This is a genomic window from Microbacterium sp. WCS2018Hpa-9 (assembly GCF_031843745.1).
Lineage (GTDB): Bacteria > Actinomycetota > Actinomycetes > Actinomycetales > Microbacteriaceae > Microbacterium.
In genome coordinates this window covers 12,065-29,843 of record NZ_JAVTIY010000015.1, presented here as the reverse complement: position 1 = coordinate 29,843, position 17,779 = coordinate 12,065, and the positions used below count along the sequence as shown (strand labels likewise).

The window sequence follows — 17,779 nt, the reverse complement described above, 5'->3', positions numbered from 1 at the left end:
GCTGCGCCTCGGGAGGAAGACTGCGCCTCGGGAGGAAGACTGCGCCTCGGGAGGAGCTTTTCGGGGCATTCGGTCCTCCCGAGGCGCAGTTCTCCTCCTGAGCGGTGCTTACGAGCGGGCGAAGAAGGCAGGCGGATGCCGCGCGGCGGCGCTCAGCTCAAGCCAGCGCGTGCTCGTGGATCGCCGTGGTCAGTGTCGTGCCGTTGAGGTCGAGGTAGAGCACCTGCTCGGTGACGGTGAGCGTCATCGTGTTGCGGCGTTCGATGAGCGGTGCGGCGGAGTCGATGAAGCCGGTGTCGAAGCTGAAGACCCGGATGTCCTCGGAGCGGTGGATGCGCTTGTCTGCCCAGGGGGCCATGACCTTCGCCGGGTCGCGATGCGTGTAGACGACGGTGCGCTCTGCCAGTCGGCTGCCGTAGTGCAGGCGCTCGGCGTCGGGCGCTCCGATCTCGATCCACGCCGTGATCTGGCCGGTGAGGTCGCGGACGAGGACGGCCGGCTCATCGGTCTGCGAGATTCCGCCGCCGAACGTGATGCCTTCGGTGAACTCGAGTCCGTATGCGAGCACGCGGGTGAGCATGTACGCATCGGTCTCCGACGGATGCCGTGCCGCACGCAACGAGAAGTCGTCATACACACCGCGATCCATGTCGGCCAGTTGGACTTCGAACGTGTGCATGGTGGAGCCGATAGCCATAACGTCCGAGCCTACGCGTCCTGCGCCGTGGCCGCCGACGCACCCTGTTCCGCTAGAACAGCATCGGTTGCGCAGGGGCAGGCGACGGGGTGAACGCGGGTGCCGGGCGACCGTGCGGCGCGGACGCCCGGATGCCGCGCACCGGGTAGTCGTCTTCGTGCTGGCCGTCGAGGCCGTGCAGCCTGATGAGCGGTCGTGCCCGCTTGGCGAGCCATTGGCGATACCCCTTCGGTGCCTCGGCGGAGACGCCGGGATACAGCCCCCGATACGACGAGACCAGGTCGGGGCGGAACTCGCCGAGCCACTGCATGAACCAGGGCTTCACCCCGGCGCGCAGGTGGAGAGCGCCATAGATCACACGATTCGCTCCCGCCTCCTTGATGCGTCGCAGCGCTGCGTCGATCGCCTCGACGGAGTCCGTCATGTGGGGCATGATCGGCATCAGGAACACGGTCACCCTGAAGCCCGCATCCCGGAGCGCGCGCACCGTGTCGAGCCGAGCCTGCGTCGTCGGGGTGCCCGGTTCGATCGCCTTCTGCAGCTCGTCGTCGTACATCGCGATGGACATCTGGATGTCGACGGGCACCCGATGGGCCGCCTTCACCAGCAATGGGATGTCGCGCCTGATCAGCGTTCCCTTGGTGAGGATCGACATCGGGGTGCCCGACGCGGCGAGGGCGTCGATGATCCCCGGCATCAGCTTGTACCGGCCCTCGGCGCGCTGATACGGGTCGGTGTTCGTCCCCAGGGCGACGGTCTCGTGCTCCCAGCTGCCCTTGCGCAGCTCTCTCTCCAGCACTTCGACGACGTTCACCTTCACGACGATCTGAGAGTCGAAGTCTGCGCCACCGTCGAGATCGAGGTACTCGTGCGTGCCCCGAGCGAAGCAGTACACGCAGGCATGACTGCATCCGCGGTACGGGTTGATGGTCCAGGCGAACGGCATGCGCGAAGCCCCGGGAACATGGTTGAGTGCGGACTTCGACAGCACCTCATGGAAGGTCATGCCCGCGAAGTCAGGTGTGGTGACCGTGCGCAGCACTCCGGTGCGCTCTTCGAGGCCGGGCAGCGCTGCGGCATCGACGTCGCCCAGTTTCTGTCCTTGCCACCGCATGTCGATAAGTCGAACATAAATACGATAGAACGTCAACCCGATGTGGGAATTCTGTTCGATCAGACTTAAGGGACAATGGAAGCATGTTCTTCCCGCCGCAGCCTCAGCATGCGGCACAGCGCTCCCCGATCCGCGGACCCGCACTGCCGATCGGTCTCGCGGTGACCGCGATCGGCATCCTGATGTCGATCGCGGGCGCGCCCATCGCCACCTCGGCGCCCGCTGAGATGACGATGCCGGAGCCGCTGGTGGTGCAGGAGGTGCCGGCGGTCGAGGTCGGCGCGACCACCGCTGCCGATCCGTGCTCGGAGCCGAGCGTGCTCGAGGCGATAGCGGTCGCCGACGATTCGGCGATCATCGCCGGCTTCGGCGGCGGCGAGAGCTTCCGGGCCGCCGTCGTCGCGGGCAATGCGCCCTGCATCGCGCTCGATGACCCCGCCCATGTCTGGGTGGTCGTGAACAAGGCGCGTCCTCTTGCTCCGCTCTCTTTCGCGCCGACTTCACTCACCGACCTTCCGGTGCAGATGACGACTCGCTCCGGGCAGGCCCGCACAGACGTCGCCGCGGCAGTCGGAGAGATGGCCGACGCTGCAGTCGCCGAGGGAGCGGGGCGCATCGGCGCGAACAACGGCTACCGGTCGTACGACCTGCAGGTCGCGACCCACGCATCGCATGTGCGCAACAGCGGACAGGCGGGGGCGGATGCGTCGTCGGCGCGTGCCGGGCACAGTGAACATCAGACAGGGCTCGCACTCGATCTCGTCGCCTGTGACTCGACGTGCGGAGCCATCGAGTCGTTCGGGGCGACCGTGCAGGGCGAGTGGATCGCGGCGAACGCCTGGGAATACGGCTTCATCGTCCGCTACGAGCAGATCGGCTCGGGGATCACCGGGTACAAGCCCGAGCCGTGGCATCTGCGTTACCTCGGGCGTGAGCTCGCGGCCGCCTACCATCAGGGCGGATATCACACGCTGGAGGAGTTCTTCGGGCTCCGGGCCGCGCCCGATTACGCGCACTGACCGCAGGGTCGTCGGCCCTGGAACGCCCGCATTGCGGCATCCGACAATCGCGGTACCCAGTCTCACCGATTGTGGGATGCATTCTCACAACGGGCTGTCGTGGTGTCGGTGCCCCGGCATAGAATCGCCGGAGCAAAGACGCACGAACGTTCAGGAGGACGCAATGGAACGCGACATCTACGAAGAGGATCACGAGGCATTCCGCGACCTCGTCAAGGATTTCGTCAAGCGACACGTCAGCAACGAGGCGATCGAGCGGTGGGATGCTGCGGGTGAGATCGACCGGGCGACCATGCTGGCGGCCGGCGAGGCGGGCCTGATCGGCCTGTCCGTGCCCGAGGAGTTCGGCGGCGCGGGCATGCTGCAGGACTACCGATTCCGCACCGTCGTGATGGAGGAGGTCATCGCCTCCGGTGCAGGCTCGCTGGCCGGTGCCTTCGGCATCCAGGACGATCTGGCTGTGCCCTATCTCGTGCACATGGGCACGCAGGAGCAGAAGGAGAAGTGGCTGCCCCGCATGGCCACCGGCGAGGTTCTGGGTGCGCTCGCCATGACCGACCCGGGTGCGGGTTCAGACCTGCGCGGAATCAAGACCAACGCGAAGAAGGTCGACGGCGGCTACATCCTCAACGGCGCCAAGACGTTCATCTCCTCCGGCTCGACGGCCGACGTCGTCGTGACCTTCGTCAAGACGGGTGAGGGCAACCGCCCCGACGCTTTCAGTCTGCTGCTCGTCGAGAAGGGCATGGAAGGCTTCGACCAGGGCAAGAAGCTCAGCAAGATGGGCTTCCACGGGTGGGACACGGCAGAGCTCAGCTTCACCGACGTCTTCATCCCCGACGAGAACCTGATCAGCGGCAAGGAGGGGCAGGGCTTCATCCAGCTGATGCTCAACCTGCCTCTCGAGCGCCTCTCGATCGGCGTCGCCGCGGCTGCTGCTGCTCAGGCCGCCCTCGACTGGACCGTCGCGTACACGAAGGACCGCGAGGCGTTCGGCGAGCGCATCGCCGACTTCCAGAACACGCGGTTCCGTCTCGCCGACATGGCGGCGACCACGGACGCGATGTGGGCGTACATCGACCGCGCGCTGCTCGCCTACAAGAACAGCACTCTCACCGCCGAGGACGCCGCGAAGGTCAAGTTCTGGGCGACCGAGCGCGAGTGGGAGGTGCTCGACACCGGTGTGCAGCTGCACGGCGGCTACGGCTACATCATGGAGTACCCGATCGCCCGGGCCTTCACCGATGCCCGTGTGCACCGCATCTACGGCGGCACGAATGAGATCATGCGCGACCTCGTCGGTCGCCAGATCGTCGGCAAGCGCTGACGCACAGCTGACGCGAAGGGCCCCGGATGTCGGCATCCGGGGCCCTTCGCGTGTGTACGGGCGCCCGGGCGCGGGCACAGCTTCGGAGCGCACTCGTCGACGCGCCGTCGCAGGTGCGATCGGTCGGCGTGTCACCGTCCGGCTCCGAAGCTGTGCCCGGAGCGCAGAGGCGTCCGCTCAGCGCGACAGACGGGCTCCGACTCCGGCTCGTCGCAGTCGGTCGGCGATCAGGATGCCGAGGGCGGTGCCGCCGAGGCAGCTGGCGAGGGTCACGGCGAAGAACGTGATCTGCAGGGGCAGCTCGAAGCTCCCGAGGTTGAACGACGCCCACGCGAGCACCGGGTAGACGATGCCGACGATCGCGGCGCCGAGATAGTGCAACCAGGTTCCCCAGTATCGCCACAGCACGAAGAGGAACGGCAGCTCGGTGAACGCCGCCCACCACAGGTTGGTGGCCACGCTGCTGAAGCCGTATCCGGAGAACGGGACGATGACGAGTCCGGCCAGGAGGCCCACCAGCAGACCCACGAGCGGGCGGCGCAGCAGGCGCAGGGCGACGACCGAGGGGAGCAGCCAGAGGCCGGCGAGCCCGACGCTGACGAACGGGAGGCCGGGGAAGAGGATCGTCGAGATCCAGTTCGCCGGGGCCAGCAGCGCTCCACCCGCGACGCCGAGTGCGGCACACGTCAGGAGGATCGCCGTCGGGAAGCGGAAGCGCGAGCGTCCGCCGCCGGTGCGGGGTCGATTCTGCATCCCAGAACGCGATTTCGGATGCGGTTTTGACCCCGCATCCGGCGCGAGATGCGTTCTTGACCCCGCAGCGGGCGTCGGGTGCGTTTCTGACCCCGCATCGGCGCCCTGACCCGCGTTCGGCTTCGGGTCCACAGCGTCCGCGCCGCTCATGCGAGTGGCTCCGCCGCCGCTCCGCGGGCTGCCTTCGACGTGGGCGACGCAGCGCCGATCTTCCAGTAGCCGCAGAAGCTGACGTTGTTCTTGTCGACACCGCGTTCGCCGACGAGGTGCTTGCGTGCACCGGATGCCAGCGACTGCTCGCCCGCCGCGTATGCGTGGAACGGCGCGTCGGGGAGCGTCAGCTCGCGCAGCCGCGCCAGGGCGAAGGAGCCGGGGTCGAACTCGTGCGGGCGCACGAGCCAGACCAGGTCGACACCGGACGGATGCGCGAAGTCGAGCGCGTCCTCCTCGGACGGCACCTCGATGATCGCCGTGCCCGTGGCGTGCGCGGGCAGTGACGCGCAGATCGAGGCGATCGCCGGCAGTGCCGTCTCGTCGCCGACCAGCACGACGCGGTCCGTTCCGCGCTGCGGGTTGAACGTCAGCCCCTCGTCGATGATCAGCACGTGCTCGCCAGGCGTGCAGGTCTCAGCCCATCGCGACGCGCGGCCGGCCGTGCCGTCGGCCGCCGACCCGTGCAGCACGAAGTCGACATCGATCTCGGCGCCCGACTCGGCCGTCGCCGGGCGGAATGCGCGCACGCTGTAATTGCGCATGACGGGGCGCTCGCCGTCGGGGATGCGCAGGAACTTGAGATACCCGAACATCTTGTTCGCCTTCGCGGGCACGCGGTCGAGGCCGGCGTCGCCGCCGATCGGCAGGAACAGGCGGAACCACTGGTCGAAGCCCATCGGGCGGAACCTGTCGATCTCGCCGCCGCCGAGCGTGACCCTCATCCAGTGCTCTGAGAGGCGCTCGGTGCGCAGCACGCTGAGGTGGATGAGCTCGGACGACTCGGGCTTGACCAGTTTGCTGAATGCCATGCGGGCGCCTTTCAGGGCAGCTGCCAGGGGAAGAAGAACACGAAGATCGCGGCGGATGCGGCGATCGAGGCGATGATGAAGACGGTGTCTCGAGTGCGGAACGGCACGAGGTGCCGCTCGGTGCGCGTCGAGTGGGCGCCGAAGGCGCGGGAGTCCATGGCGAGAGCGACGCGTTCGGCGTGGCGGATCGCTCCGGCGAGCAGCGGCACGATGTAGCCCCACCCCCGCGCGAGGCGCGCGAACGGACCGCTGCCGCCGTGATGGCCGCGCACCCGATGCGCGGCACGGATCACCGAGAGCTCGTGGCCGAAGCGCGGCACGAAGCGGAACGCGGCGAGGGCCGTGTAGCCGATCCGGTAGGGCACGCGCAGCTGCTGCACGCTGGCGCGCACGAGGTCGGGGCCGGTGGTGGTCAGGCCGCCGATGAGCGCCAGGGCGACGATCGAGCCGAGGCGCAGAGCCGTGGCGAAGCCGATCTCGAGCGCGCCCTGATACAGCGTCCACTCGCCGATCTGCAGCGCGGCACGGGTGTCGTCGACGAGCGACGCATCGACCCACAGCGAGAAACCGAGGCCGATCGCGAGCATGCCGACAGGCAGCGCGACGAACAGCAGCGCGGCCGTGCGCCAGGTCACCCGGGAGCCCGCGACGATCAGCGCGACAGACAGCACCAGAAAGGCGGCGGGGGTGGCGAGGTCGCGCACGAAGATCAGCAGCACCATCGCGGGGGCGACTCCGACGACCTTCGCGAGCGGGTTGAGCGCGTAGAGGAACTGGCGCGGAGAGGATGCCGACACGGCGGCGTACGGGTCGAAAGCGGGCGCGCTCATGCGATCGCCTGCCCTGCCTCGGCCAGCACGCGCTGCAGCGCCGGAAGCCGGAGCCCCGCCTCGACGAACGGAGCCTCATCGCGGAAGACCACGTCGGTGCGATCTGCGGCGTGCACTCGACCGTCCTTGAGGATCACGGTGTGCGACGTGTGCTCGGCGACGAGCTGGAGGTCATGCGTCACGATGACGATCGTCGTCCCCTCAGCGCGCAGATCGCGCAGCAGCGCGAGGAGCTCGGAGGCCCGCGCGCGATCCTGGCCGAAGGTCGGCTCGTCGAGCGCGAGCACCTGCGGGCGGGTGATCAGGGCCGTGCCGACCGAGAGGCGGCGCTTCTCTCCGCCCGAGAGCAGGAACGGGTGCACGTCGGCCTTGGCTTCGAGTCCGAATCGGGCGAGCATGGCATCGACGCGCTCGCGCGTCTCGGCATCCGGCGTGTGCCGCAGCCGAAGTCCGTGAGCGAGCTCATCGAACACGGTGTGCGCGATGAACTGGTGCTCGGGGTTCTGGAACACGAATCCGATGCGGCTCGCGAGCTCGCGCGGCGACGCCGAGCCCGGGTCGATCCCGTCGACCGTCACCTGCCGCTTCGGCGGCGGCACGACGCCGGCGAGCGCCTGCAGCAGCGTGGTCTTGCCCGCGCCGTTGGTGCCGATGATCGCAGTGAGGGTGCCCGGCTCGATGTCGAGATCGATGCCGTGCAGGATCTCGGTGCGGTGTCGGCGCACGGTGAGGCCGCGGGCGCTGATGATCGGCGCGGTCGCCCCGTCTGCGGCATCCGTCCCTTCGGCCGTCGGGGCGGTAATCGGTCGCGAGCTGCCGTCGGTCTGCGGGACGGAAGCACGGATGCCGGGTGAGACAGCGGTTTCTGATCCTGCATCCGTGCCCTGGACCTGCATACGGGACGTGGCAGGGGCGGCGGCCCCAGCGAGCGCGGCGGCGAGTTCGGCGGGCGTGAGGGGGAGCTCGTCGAAGTGCGTCCCGGCATCCTGCATCCGCAGCGCCGCCAGAGTCGCACCCGGCAGCCAGACCCCCATGGCCATGAGTTCGGTGGCGTGCGTGCGGATGATCTCGGCCGCCGGGCCGTCGAACGCCACATGCCCGGCGCGATCGAGCACGATCGTGCGGGTGACGAAGCCCATCGCCGCGTCGAGGTTGTGCTCGACGAGAAGGATGGCCCGATCGCCGGCCTCGACCACGTCGGTCAGAGCGGCATAGACGTCGTCGATCCCCTGCGGGTCGAGGTTCGCGGTCGGCTCGTCGAGCACGATCAGGGGCGACCCCATGGCCAGTGCGCACGCGATCGCGAGGCGCTGACGCCCGCCGCCCGACAGTCGGTCGGGGTTCTCCTCCCGCCGCTCCCACAGGCCGACGCGACCGAGTGCGTCCGCCGTCCTGGCGTGCACCTCGTCGAGGGGGAGCAGCAGGTTCTCGGGCCCGAACGCGACCTCGTCATAGACGGTGCCGGTGACGATCTGAGCGTCAGGGTCTTGGAAGACCATCGCCACGTGGGTGCTCAGCGATGCGGTGTCAGCCTCGGCCGTGCTGATGCCGCCTGCTTCGACGGAGCCAGTCATCGTCGCCGGAACAGCATGCGGGACGAGCCCGTTGAGTGCGAGCGTGAGCGTCGACTTGCCCGAGCCCGAGGGGCCGAGGAGCAGCACGACCTCGCCGGCGGCGATGTCGAATGTGACGCCCTGGGGTGAGGGGTGCACCGCATCGGCGTGGGTGATCGAGAGGTCACGCACGCGGAGAAGGGGCGCGGATGAGCGCACGGCATCACCCCGGTTTCGGCGGATCGGTACCGTTCTAACTTAGCTGAGCCTTACCTGAATTGCCACGCGCCGAATGTGCCGCACGCGCCGGATGCAGTGGGTCAGCGCCGTGCGACGCCTGCGCGACTCAGGGACGAGCCGATCGCGAGCCCGGCTGCCGTCCAGGCGATGGGGCCGAGCACCGAGATCACGAGATAGGAGATCTCGACCCACAGGGGGAAGGTCGCGAGGTCCACGGCGAAGAACACCACGACCGCCACGATGACTCCGATGATCGCGGCGGAGATGAAGAAGCGCCAGGGCCCCCACGAGCGGTAGCGGGTGAGTGCGGCGATGCCCTCCTGGATCGCACCGAACAGCAGCGCGGTGCCGATGAAGCGCAGCGTCCAGGCCGGGTTGAAGGCGCTCGAGATGAGAGCGGCGAACACGTGTGTGACGAGGGCCACGAACGGTCGGCGCAGCACCTCCTGGGCGATGATGCCTGGCAGCACGTGCGAACCGAGGACGAGTCCGTAGAGGTACGGAGCGGCGGCGATGACGACCGGCGTGATGAGGCCGGCGATCCCCCCGAGAATGCCCGTGGCGACGCCGATAGCCGCGCAGACCAGCAGCACGCGGGTCGTCAGGACGGGGGAGGGAGCCACTCCTCCAGCCTACTGTCGACCATTGGCGACTCGGCTGGCCGTTCGGCCAGTAATAATCCCCGACTCTGGTGTGTGGACGGAAGGCGGGCGTAGCTTGAACGGCGGTGCGGCAACGCAGTCGCACCGTGATCATCGGGAGAAGCGCATGGGTCGAACACCCCTCCGGATGGCAGCGGCCGCAACCCTGGCATCGCTGTTCATCGCATCGACGGCAACCGCAGGCTACGCAAGCACGGAGGAGGTGAACCACCCCACTCCGGTCGAAGGCACGCCCGGTCACTACATCGTCGTGCTGAAGTCCGATCCACTCGCGAGCTACACCGGCGACGTCAACGGCCTCAAGGCGACGAAGCCCGCCGAGGGCGAGCAGCTCGAGAGGCAGTCGCAGGACTCGCAGCGCTATGTCGAGCATCTCGAGTCCGAGCAGCAGACGATCGCGCAGGAGGTCGGCATCACCCCGGAGAACACCTACCAGGTGGTGCTCAACGGCTTCAGTGCCGAGCTGTCGGGCGAGCAGGTCGACAAGCTCCGGGCATCGAAGGACGTCTACGGCGTCTACCCCGACTTCATCCGGCACCCTGATGCGCAGACCTCGACGGACTTCCTCGGTCTCGGTGATGACAAGAAGGGCCGTGGCGGCGTCTGGCAGCAGACCGGCGGTGTCGACAAGGCGGGCGAGGGCGTGGTCGTGGGTGTCATCGACACCGGCATCGCCCCGGAGCACCCGTCGTTCGAGGGCAAGAAGCTCAAGAAGCAGCCCAAGAAGGACAAGCGCCACAAGGGGAACCAGCCGTACACCGACGGCACCTTCGTCTACTTCGACAAGTCCGACGGGGGGCAGTTCCAGGGAACGATGGTCGAGGCCCAGGAATGGGACAAGGGCGACTACTCGTCGAAGCTCATCGGAGCCCAGTACTTCTACACCGGCGCCGAGGCGGCCGGATTCGACTTCCAGTACGACTACCTCTCGCCGCGTGACGGCGACGGCCACGGTTCGCACACCGCGAGCACCGCGGCCGGCAACTTCGGCGTGAAGGCCTCGATCGAGGACGTCGACTTCGGCAGGATCTCGGGTGTCGCACCCGGTGCCAAGGTCGCGGCCTACAAGGCCTGCTACGTCGGACCCGACGAGGCGGTCACGACCGACGACATCTGCGCCGGCAGCGACCTGATCGCCGCGATCGACCAGGCCGTCGCCGACGGCGTCGACGTGATCAACTATTCGATCGGCGGCGGAGCGGCCTCGACCGTGCTCGCCCCCGAGGACATCGCTTTCTTCAACGCGGCCGCAGCGGGCGTCTTCGTGGCGACCAGCGCGGGCAACGACGGCCCCGACCCGGTCACGGCCGATCACGCGTCGCCGTGGTACACCACGGTCGCCGCATCGACGATCCCCACCTGGGAGGGCACCGTGCAGTTCGACGGCTTCGCCCAGGCGGGTGCGTCGGTGAGCGTGCCCTTCGGCACGACGGTCACCGGACCGTCGATCTACGCGGGCGATGCGCCGGCCGCAGGTCAGGCCGCCGCCGATGCGGCCCTGTGCCTTCCCGGCACGCTCGATGCGGCGAAGGTCACGGGTCGCATCGTGGTCTGCGACCGAGGCGGCAACGCTCGCGCCGAGAAGTCGCAGGTCGTGAAGGATGCCGGTGGCATGGGTGTCGTGCTCGTGAACGTGCCCGGTGCCGCCGACTCGCTCGACAACGACTTCCACGCCGTGCCGACCGTGCACCTCTCCTCGGTGCACCGCGCAGCGGTGCTCGCCTACGTGCAGGGAGGCGTCGACCGCTCGATCACGCTCGTGGGTGAGAACACGACCGGTGTGGTGACGCCCGTGCCGCAGATCGCCGGATTCTCGAGCCGCGGACCGATGCTGGCAGACGGCAGCGACATCATGAAGCCCGACATCGCCGCCCCCGGCGTCGCGATCCTCGCGGCCACGCAGAACGCTCCCGGCGAGGCGCCGACCTTCGGCATCCTGTCCGGCACGTCGATGGCCTCACCGCAGATCGCCGGTCTCGCAGCGCTGTATCTCAGCGAGCGGCCCAACGCGAAGCCCGCCGAGATCAAGTCCGCGATGATGACCACCGCGTACGACACGGTGAACCCCGACGGCTCTGCCAACAAGGACCCGTTCCAGCAGGGCGCGGGGCAGGTCGACCCGAAGCGCATGTTCAACCCGGGTCTGCTCTATCTGAACGACGTGCCCGACTGGGTGGCGTTCCTCGAGGGCAAGGGCCTGGCCGACTTCCCCGGAGAGCCGATCGACGGCAGCGACCTCAATGTCGCGTCGTTCTCGATCGGGTCGCTCGCGAGCGCGCAGACGGTCACTCGCACCGTCACCGCGACGGAGAAGGGCACGTTCACGGCATCCGTCGATCTGCCCGGCGTGAACGCGACGGTGCAGCCGTCGACGCTGAAGTTCGACAAGCCGGGTCAGACGGCGACCTACACGGTCACGTTCGACAACCAGAGCGCGCCGGTCGAGCAGTGGGCGACCGGATCGCTCACCTGGACGAGCAAGAAGAACACGGTGCGGTCGCCGATCGCCGTGTTCCCGGTCACGGCGGACGCTCCGGCCGAGGTCGAGGGCACGGGAGTCGACGGTTCGACCACGGTCGACATCACTCCCGGCGTCGACGGCGCTCTCGCGCTCGGGGTGTCGGGTCTGACTCCGTTCACGCTGCTCGAGGATCCCGACGGCCGTGTCGTCGGGCACTCGGGTGACGAGGCATCGGGCGACGCGAACAAGGACGTGTCGTGGATCGTCGATGTGCCCGAGGGCACGACGCTCTCGCGCTTCGACCTCGACTCGTCGGATGACACGGGCAGCGACCTCGACCTCACGGTCTACCGGGTCGTGAGCCCCGACGACCTGCGCTACTACCAGCGCTGGCAGTCGGCGACGGGGTCGGCGGACGAGCAGGTGACGCTTCCTGCGCCGACGGCCGGCACCTACCTGGTTGTCGCGAACGTCTACTCGACCTCGGCTCCGATGACGTGGGACATGACCTACGCCAACGTGCAGCCCGAGGGCGAGGGCGCGTTCACGGCGAGCCCGAACCCGATCGAGGCCGTGCGCGGCCAGGCGACGAGCTACGAGCTCAGCTGGACCGGCTTGACTGCCGGCACCCGCTATCTCGGACTCGTGCAGTACGGAGAGTCCGCTGTGCGCACGATCGTCACGGTCGACGCGCAGTGAGCCCCCGCCTCGCTCGGTGAGCGAGCAGCGGAATTGAGACACGGAACGCGGTGAGGCGGGGTGATCGCCTCACCGCGTTTCGTCTGGTGTCAGATCTTCCGACCGCGAGGCACGAGCCGCACGTCGGGCAGGGGAGGCGCGGGAATGCGCACGTCGTGCCCCTCGACGACGCCGAAGCGATCGGATGCCGCCTCCCACTCGGTGCGCGCCTCGACGATCTCGTCGTGATCACGGCCGGCGAAGTTCCACCACATCACGATCTCGTCGGCGAACGGCTCGCCGCCGATGAGGAAGAGCAGAGCGCCCTGCGCGCTCGACACTTCGACGTAGCCGCGCGAGTCGCCCAGGTAGAGCACCTCGTTCTGCGTCATCCCGTGCGTCGACACGATCGCGTCGCCCTCGACGAGCATGAGGGCGTGCTCCCATTCCGGGCGCAGCGGAAGCCGGATGCGGGTGCCCGCGGGCACGACGATCTCGGCGCCGACGATGGGCGTGTGCACGGTGGCGGGTGAGGCGACGCCGGCGAACTCGCCGAGCACCACGGTGGCCGTGGCCGCCACGCCCTCGTCAGCCTGAAGCGAGACCTGGGGGAGATCGGTGTGGCGCTCGAAGCCGCCGGCTCCCTGGCGTGCGCCGTCGGGCAGGACGACCCAGAACTGCAGCGCGTCGAGCGGGATGGGGTCGTCGCCGATCGAGTACTCGGAGTGCGAGATGCCGTTGCCGGCGGTCATCAGGTTGAGCTGTCCGCGCCGCAGGTCGGCGTCGCTGCCGAGCGAGTCGCGGTGGCGGATCTCGCCGACCAGCGGCCAGGTGACCGTCTGCAATCCGATGTGCGGATGCGGCTCGACGCGCATGCGGGTGTCGGCCGGGCCGAACCGGTCGAGGAAGCACCAGGCCCCGATCGTCGGCAGGTTGCGGTGCGGCAGCACACGCAGCACGTTCATGCCGCGCACCCCGCCGAGAGGCACCTCGCGCGGTTCGAGGACGATGCGGCGCTCGCCGATTCGGGGCGCGGCCCCGTCGACCTGGCCGGACGCGGTCTCCGTCATCGGATTCTCCTTCGCGTGGGTGCGTCTGCACTCGAGAGCGCGAGAGACTCATAGGCTCGGCGGATGATCGCTCGGCGCTCTCCCATTATCCTGCTCGCTCTCGGCGCATCGGTCGCCATGCTGACGGGCTGCGCCTCGGGCGGGGATGCCGGCTTCTGCGGACCGCTCCACGACGAGCACGAGACGGCGGCGGTCGCCTTCGCCCCGTTGATCCCGGGGATGAACACCGAGGCAGACGTCCAGTCGAGGCTCGACCTCGTCGAGAAGGTCGAGCCGACTCCGGAGCTGGCCGGCGACCTCGACGTGTGGAAGGGCTATCTGACGGTGGCGGCTGATTCGATCACCGACGACGCCACCGCGGTCATCGACGCGTACGACGATGACGTCGCGGCGTCAGGACAGGTGCTGTCCGACTACTACACGGGCACCTGCCTGCAGTAGGCGGCAGCGGGCGCGCGGCCCGCGGGCCAGCTGTGCCTCAGGCCTCGGTGGGTGCGGTGCCGGGGCGCTTCGGCCAGCGGATCTCCGCGCCGGCGATCTCGTGCGTCGTCAGGTACTTCGCGATGTACGGGCACAGCGGCACGATCGCGTCGCCGGATGCGGCGGCATCCGTCAGTGCCCTCTCAGCGAGGATGCCGGCGAGACCCTGCCCCTGGAATGCGGGGTCGACCTCGGTGTGGATGAAGCGGATCGAGCCGGGGCGCAGATCGAACTCGGCGTAGCCGGCGAGCGTGCCGTCCGAGCGGATCTCGTAGCGGGATTCTGCGTCGTCGCGGGTGACGGTGATGTCGGTCATCGGAATCTCCTTCGGGCGTCTGCGTCAAACCTACGCCCGCTGAGTTGTGGAGGGGCGGGCTGAGGTCGGCGGGGGTCGTTACGCTGGAGGGATGCCGCAGACTCCCCGTGACCCGTACGAGGATCTGCCGTACGCAGACGAGCCCTGGGACGGCGCAGGGTGGGAGCCCTCCGAGCCGCCGGAGCCCATGGACTGGGAGCCGCAGGGCGCCGGGTTCGAGCCTCCGCTCGACTGGGGCCCCGGTCCCGTGACGCCCGTGACGACGAAGGCCGGGCGGTCGGCGTCCCGCCCGACCGCATCCGCCGCGCCCTCCTCCGCTCCCTCCTCCGCTCCCGCGGTGCGGCACGCCACGCCCAGCCGGTATCCGTCGGCGGCCGAGGCGCTGCACACGGTTTTCGGCTACGACGAGTTCCGCGGCGACCAGGCCGCGATCGTCGATCAGGTCATCAGCGGCGGCGACGCGGTCGTGCTCATGCCGACCGGTGGCGGAAAGAGCGTGACTTATCAGGTTCCCGCTCTCGTGCGCGAGGGCACGGGGCTCGTGATCAGCCCGCTCATCGCCCTCATGCACGATCAGGTCGACGCTCTTCGTGCCAACGGCGTCAACGCCGCGTACCTCAACTCCACGCAGGGGATCGACGAGCGGCGCGAGGTCGAACGGGCGTACGTCGCCGGCGAGCTCGACCTCATCTACGTCGCCCCCGAGCGACTCTCGTCGCCGCACACCACGGCGCTGCTGCAGCGAGGAACTCTCAGCGTCATCGCGATCGACGAGGCGCACTGCGTGTCGCAGTGGGGTCACGACTTCCGCCCCGACTACCTCGCACTCGGCGATCTGGGCGAGCGGTTCCCCGGCGTTCCTCGCATGGCGCTCACGGCGACCGCCACCCGCGCGACGCACAAAGAGCTCACCGAGCGACTGCGGCTCGACACGGCGAAGCACTACGTCGCCAGTTTCGACCGGCCCAACATCCAGTACCGGATCGTGCCCAAGGTCGATCCCCGCAAGCAGCTGGTCTCCTTCATCCGCGCGCAGCCTGAGGGCTCGGTGGGCATCGTCTACGCGCTGAGCCGCAAGTCGGTCGAGCAGACGGCGACCTATCTCGCGGCGCAGGGATTCGACGCCCTGCCCTACCACGCGGGTCTTCCCGCCGAGGTGCGTGCGACGAACCAGTCGCGGTTCCTGCGCGAAGACGGTGTGGTGATGGTCGCGACGATCGCGTTCGGCATGGGCATCGACAAGCCGGATGTGCGCTTCGTCGCCCATATCGATCTGCCGAAGTCCGTCGAGGGGTACTACCAGGAGACCGGTCGTGCGGGCCGCGACGGCGAACCGTCGATCGCCTGGATGGCCTACGGCCTGGGCGACGTCGTGCAGCAGCGGCGCATGATCGACCAGAGCCCCGGCGATCGCACCTTCAAGATGCGCATGGGGCAGCATCTCGACGCGATGCTCGCGCTGTGCGAGACGGTCGAGTGCCGCAGGCAGAACCTGCTCGGCTATTTCGGGCAGGATTCGCAGCCGTGCGGCAACTGCGACACCTGCCTCGAACAGGTCGAGACCTTCGACGGGCTGGTTCCCGCGCAGAAGCTGCTCTCGACGATCGTTCGGCTCAAGCGCGAGCGCAATCAATCGTTCGGCGCCGGGCACCTGATCGACATCCTGCGCGGGGCCTCGACCGAGCGCATCCGCCAGCAGGGCCACGAGAAGCTCGCGACCTACGGCATCGGTGCCGATCTGTCGGATCAGGACTGGCGCAGCGTCGTACGTCAGCTGCTCGCGCGCGGCATCATCGTCGCGCAGGGCGACTACGGCACGCTCGCCCCCGGCGAGCAGTCGGTCGGCGTGCTGAAGGGCGAGACCCCTGTGCCGCTGCGCAAAGACACGATCGGGCGGCCGGCTTCCAGTCCACGTGCGCGCAAGGCGAGTGCTGCGGATGCTCTCGATGCCGGCGATCGCCCTCTGTTCGAGGCCCTGCGCGCGTGGCGTGCCGAGACCGCACGGGAGCAGGGGGTTCCCGCCTACATCGTCTTCGGCGATGCCACCCTGCGTGCGCTCGCCGAGCACCGGCCGGCCTCGTTGGCCGACCTCGACGGCATCACCGGCATCGGCGCCAAGAAGCGCGACGCCTATGGCGAGGGCGTGCTCGCGGTGATCGCCGCGGCCTGACTTCCGCCCGGGGCCCCAGCAGGGCTGTCGCGCGCGTCAGCGCAGCGGAAGAACGTCGTCGAGATGGGCGCGCAGGTGCGCGGTGATGTCGACCGCATCCCTGTCGTACAGCCACTGGTACTGCAGCCCATCCCACATCGCGACGAGCCAGACGGCCTCGTGCTCGGGGTCGCGATGCTCTGAGAGATCTCCGTCGACCTGAGCGAGCCGGAACAGCTCGGCGAAGTGGCCGATGACGCGTTCGAAGCGCACTGTGAAGTAGTCGTGAGCGGGGTGGGTCGCCGGCACGGCCTCGCACGACAGCACCGCGTAGACCTCGATCAGGCCCGGCTCATCGAGAGCGTTGACGAGCGCGCCCGCGGGGAGATCGCGCAGCGCGGCTCCGGCTCGCTCGGGATGCTCGTCGTGGCTCCGCTGCTGGATCGCGCGGTCGCGCTCGGTGAGCACGGCACTCAGCAGCAGCTCTTTCGAGGGGTAGTGGTGCAGGAGCGTCGACTTCGACACCCCGACCGCTTTTGCGATGTCGCTGAGGCTGGTGTCGCCGTATCCTCCCCGCGAGAACAGGTGCGTCGCGTCAGCGAGGATCTGCGCGCGGCGGCGCCGACCGACCGCGTAGCCGGGCTCGGTGTCGGCGGAGCTCTCGACGAGCGCCGCCGACATGGCGGGCAACGGTCCTGCGGCCACATCTGCGGGTGCGGGCTGAGCGGGGTCGCGCCAGCCGACGGGCAGCGCCCAGAGCGACTCGCGCTCCTCGAGCATCTGCACGACGTCGACGCGGTCGGGAAGGTACTGCGAGATCAGCTGCAGTCCGTCCCAGCCGGCCATGTGGCGGGTGGTCTCATCTGACACATCCCGGCAGGCGTCGATGGTGCCGTGCAGCGCCGCGTCTTCGAGCACCTCCGAGCTCAGTGCACGAAGGCGGGCGTAGCGATGCCGCATCCGCTCGTGGGCCGGATGCTCGGGTGCCGACGCCTCGCCCGTGAGTGCCGCGAAGAGTTCGAGGTAGCCCGGGGTGTGCGCGTTGCGCCGTGCGACGTCGGCGAAGATCAGCTCTCCGGAATCCGTCGCGGCGCCGAGCAGATCGAACGCCCTCTCGTTCTCCTCCTCGAACCCGGCGACGACTTCGGCGAGCAGGTCGTCTTTCGAGGCGAAGTGGCCGAGGAGCCCGGGGTGGCTCACGGATGCCGCGGCGGCGATGTCGCGCAGGGAGGTCGAGCGGTAGCCGTTCGAGACGAACAGCTCGCGGGCGGCATCCACGATCCGCAGGCGCGTGGCCGCGGCGCGCGCCTGACGCGAGCCCGTCGTCGTCGCTGTCGTCATCGCTCCCCCTTCCCCCTCATTCTCCCTCATTACCAGTCGGTAGACATTCACTTACCAAACGGTCGAG

At 68.8% G+C, this 17,779-nt stretch carries 15 protein-coding genes; 5 read left to right on the top strand and 10 right to left on the bottom strand.

Going from position 1 to position 17,779, the window contains the following annotated elements; genetic code table 11:
- Nucleotides 1–157: 157 nt before the first annotated feature.
- Nucleotides 158–697 (bottom strand): YaeQ family protein, encoded by a 540-nt coding sequence (locus RQG82_RS20030; protein WP_311260543.1) that lies wholly within the window; start codon nucleotides 695–697, stop codon nucleotides 158–160.
- Nucleotides 698–749: 52 nt separating this feature from the next.
- A complete protein-coding gene (locus tag RQG82_RS20025) occupies nucleotides 750–1,811 on the bottom strand; it encodes an Rv2578c family radical SAM protein (RefSeq protein WP_311260542.1) in 1,062 nt (353 codons plus the stop codon).
- A gap of 83 nt (nucleotides 1,812–1,894) precedes the next feature.
- Between RQG82_RS20025 and RQG82_RS20020 the strand changes: the two genes are divergently transcribed.
- Entirely contained in the window at nucleotides 1,895–2,830 is a 936-nt protein-coding gene (locus RQG82_RS20020; RefSeq protein WP_311260541.1) for a M15 family metallopeptidase, read from the top strand.
- Nucleotides 2,831–2,993: 163 nt separating this feature from the next.
- Nucleotides 2,994–4,157, top strand: coding sequence for an acyl-CoA dehydrogenase family protein (locus tag RQG82_RS20015; RefSeq protein WP_311260540.1), 1,164 nt, complete (start codon nucleotides 2,994–2,996; stop codon nucleotides 4,155–4,157).
- 177 nt (nucleotides 4,158–4,334) lie between these two features.
- On the opposite strand, the gene RQG82_RS20010 is transcribed toward RQG82_RS20015, so the two are convergent.
- The 5 genes from RQG82_RS20010 to RQG82_RS19990 all read right to left on the bottom strand — a co-directional run bounded on the left by RQG82_RS20010 (nucleotide 4,335) and on the right by RQG82_RS19990 (nucleotide 9,178).
- Nucleotides 4,335–4,910 (bottom strand): ECF transporter S component, encoded by a 576-nt coding sequence (locus RQG82_RS20010; RefSeq protein ID WP_311260539.1) that lies wholly within the window; start codon nucleotides 4,908–4,910, stop codon nucleotides 4,335–4,337.
- Between the two features lie 146 nt (nucleotides 4,911–5,056).
- A complete protein-coding gene (locus RQG82_RS20005) occupies nucleotides 5,057–5,932 on the bottom strand; it encodes a siderophore-interacting protein (RefSeq protein ID WP_311260538.1) in 876 nt (291 codons plus the stop codon).
- Nucleotides 5,933–5,943: 11 nt separating this feature from the next.
- Nucleotides 5,944–6,762: an energy-coupling factor transporter transmembrane component T gene (locus RQG82_RS20000; RefSeq protein ID WP_311260537.1), complete on the bottom strand. Its 819-nt coding sequence runs from the start codon at nucleotides 6,760–6,762 to the stop codon at nucleotides 5,944–5,946.
- Entirely contained in the window at nucleotides 6,759–8,534 is a 1,776-nt protein-coding gene (locus tag RQG82_RS19995) for an ABC transporter ATP-binding protein (protein ID WP_311260536.1), read from the bottom strand. Before RQG82_RS19995 ends, RQG82_RS20000 begins: the two co-directional genes overlap by 4 nt.
- Nucleotides 8,535–8,635: 101 nt before the next feature.
- Nucleotides 8,636–9,178, bottom strand: coding sequence for an ECF transporter S component (locus tag RQG82_RS19990; protein ID WP_311260535.1), 543 nt, complete (start codon nucleotides 9,176–9,178; stop codon nucleotides 8,636–8,638).
- Nucleotides 9,179–9,323: 145 nt separating this feature from the next.
- On the opposite strand from RQG82_RS19990, the gene RQG82_RS19985 reads away from it, so the two are divergent.
- On the top strand, nucleotides 9,324–12,377 hold the full coding sequence (locus tag RQG82_RS19985; protein WP_311260534.1) for a S8 family peptidase: 3,054 nt from the start codon (nucleotides 9,324–9,326) through the stop codon (nucleotides 12,375–12,377).
- An 89-nt stretch (nucleotides 12,378–12,466) separates the two neighbouring features.
- Here the strand turns inward: RQG82_RS19985 and RQG82_RS19980 are convergent, their stop codons facing one another.
- Nucleotides 12,467–13,426, bottom strand: coding sequence for a pirin family protein (locus RQG82_RS19980; protein ID WP_311260533.1), 960 nt, complete (start codon nucleotides 13,424–13,426; stop codon nucleotides 12,467–12,469).
- 63 nt (nucleotides 13,427–13,489) lie between these two features.
- Between RQG82_RS19980 and RQG82_RS19975 the strand changes: the two genes are divergently transcribed.
- Nucleotides 13,490–13,867 (top strand): hypothetical protein, encoded by a 378-nt coding sequence (locus RQG82_RS19975; protein WP_311260532.1) that lies wholly within the window; start codon nucleotides 13,490–13,492, stop codon nucleotides 13,865–13,867.
- Nucleotides 13,868–13,904: 37 nt separating this feature from the next.
- On the opposite strand, the gene RQG82_RS19970 is transcribed toward RQG82_RS19975, so the two are convergent.
- Nucleotides 13,905–14,222 carry a GNAT family N-acetyltransferase gene (locus tag RQG82_RS19970; protein WP_311260531.1) on the bottom strand — a complete coding sequence of 106 codons (318 nt, stop codon included), beginning with the start codon at nucleotides 14,220–14,222 and terminating at the stop codon, nucleotides 13,905–13,907.
- A 91-nt stretch (nucleotides 14,223–14,313) separates the two neighbouring features.
- On the opposite strand from RQG82_RS19970, the gene recQ reads away from it, so the two are divergent.
- A complete protein-coding gene (recQ, locus tag RQG82_RS19965; RefSeq protein WP_311260530.1) occupies nucleotides 14,314–16,392 on the top strand; it encodes a DNA helicase RecQ in 2,079 nt (692 codons plus the stop codon).
- A gap of 36 nt (nucleotides 16,393–16,428) precedes the next feature.
- On the opposite strand, the gene RQG82_RS19960 is transcribed toward recQ, so the two are convergent.
- On the bottom strand, nucleotides 16,429–17,712 hold the full coding sequence (locus tag RQG82_RS19960) for a TetR/AcrR family transcriptional regulator (protein ID WP_311260529.1): 1,284 nt from the start codon (nucleotides 17,710–17,712) through the stop codon (nucleotides 16,429–16,431).
- Nucleotides 17,713–17,779: the final 67 nt, after the last annotated feature.

Coding starts and splice junctions, on each gene's coding strand:
- RQG82_RS20030 (WP_311260543.1), bottom strand. CDS start 697: ATGGCTATCGGCTCCACCATGCACACGTTCGAAGTCCAACTGGCCGAC.
- RQG82_RS20025 (WP_311260542.1), bottom strand. CDS start 1,811: ATGCGGTGGCAAGGACAGAAACTGGGCGACGTCGATGCCGCAGCGCTG.
- RQG82_RS20020 (WP_311260541.1), top strand. CDS start 1,895: ATGTTCTTCCCGCCGCAGCCTCAGCATGCGGCACAGCGCTCCCCGATC.
- RQG82_RS20015 (WP_311260540.1), top strand. CDS start 2,994: ATGGAACGCGACATCTACGAAGAGGATCACGAGGCATTCCGCGACCTC.
- RQG82_RS20010 (WP_311260539.1), bottom strand. CDS start 4,910: ATGCAGAATCGACCCCGCACCGGCGGCGGACGCTCGCGCTTCCGCTTC.
- RQG82_RS20005 (WP_311260538.1), bottom strand. CDS start 5,932: ATGGCATTCAGCAAACTGGTCAAGCCCGAGTCGTCCGAGCTCATCCAC.
- RQG82_RS20000 (WP_311260537.1), bottom strand. CDS start 6,762: ATGAGCGCGCCCGCTTTCGACCCGTACGCCGCCGTGTCGGCATCCTCT.
- RQG82_RS19985 (WP_311260534.1), top strand. CDS start 9,324: ATGGGTCGAACACCCCTCCGGATGGCAGCGGCCGCAACCCTGGCATCG.
- RQG82_RS19980 (WP_311260533.1), bottom strand. CDS start 13,426: ATGACGGAGACCGCGTCCGGCCAGGTCGACGGGGCCGCGCCCCGAATC.
- RQG82_RS19975 (WP_311260532.1), top strand. CDS start 13,490: ATGATCGCTCGGCGCTCTCCCATTATCCTGCTCGCTCTCGGCGCATCG.
- RQG82_RS19970 (WP_311260531.1), bottom strand. CDS start 14,222: ATGACCGACATCACCGTCACCCGCGACGACGCAGAATCCCGCTACGAG.
- recQ (WP_311260530.1), top strand. CDS start 14,314: ATGCCGCAGACTCCCCGTGACCCGTACGAGGATCTGCCGTACGCAGAC.
- RQG82_RS19960 (WP_311260529.1), bottom strand. CDS start 17,712: ATGACGACAGCGACGACGACGGGCTCGCGTCAGGCGCGCGCCGCGGCC.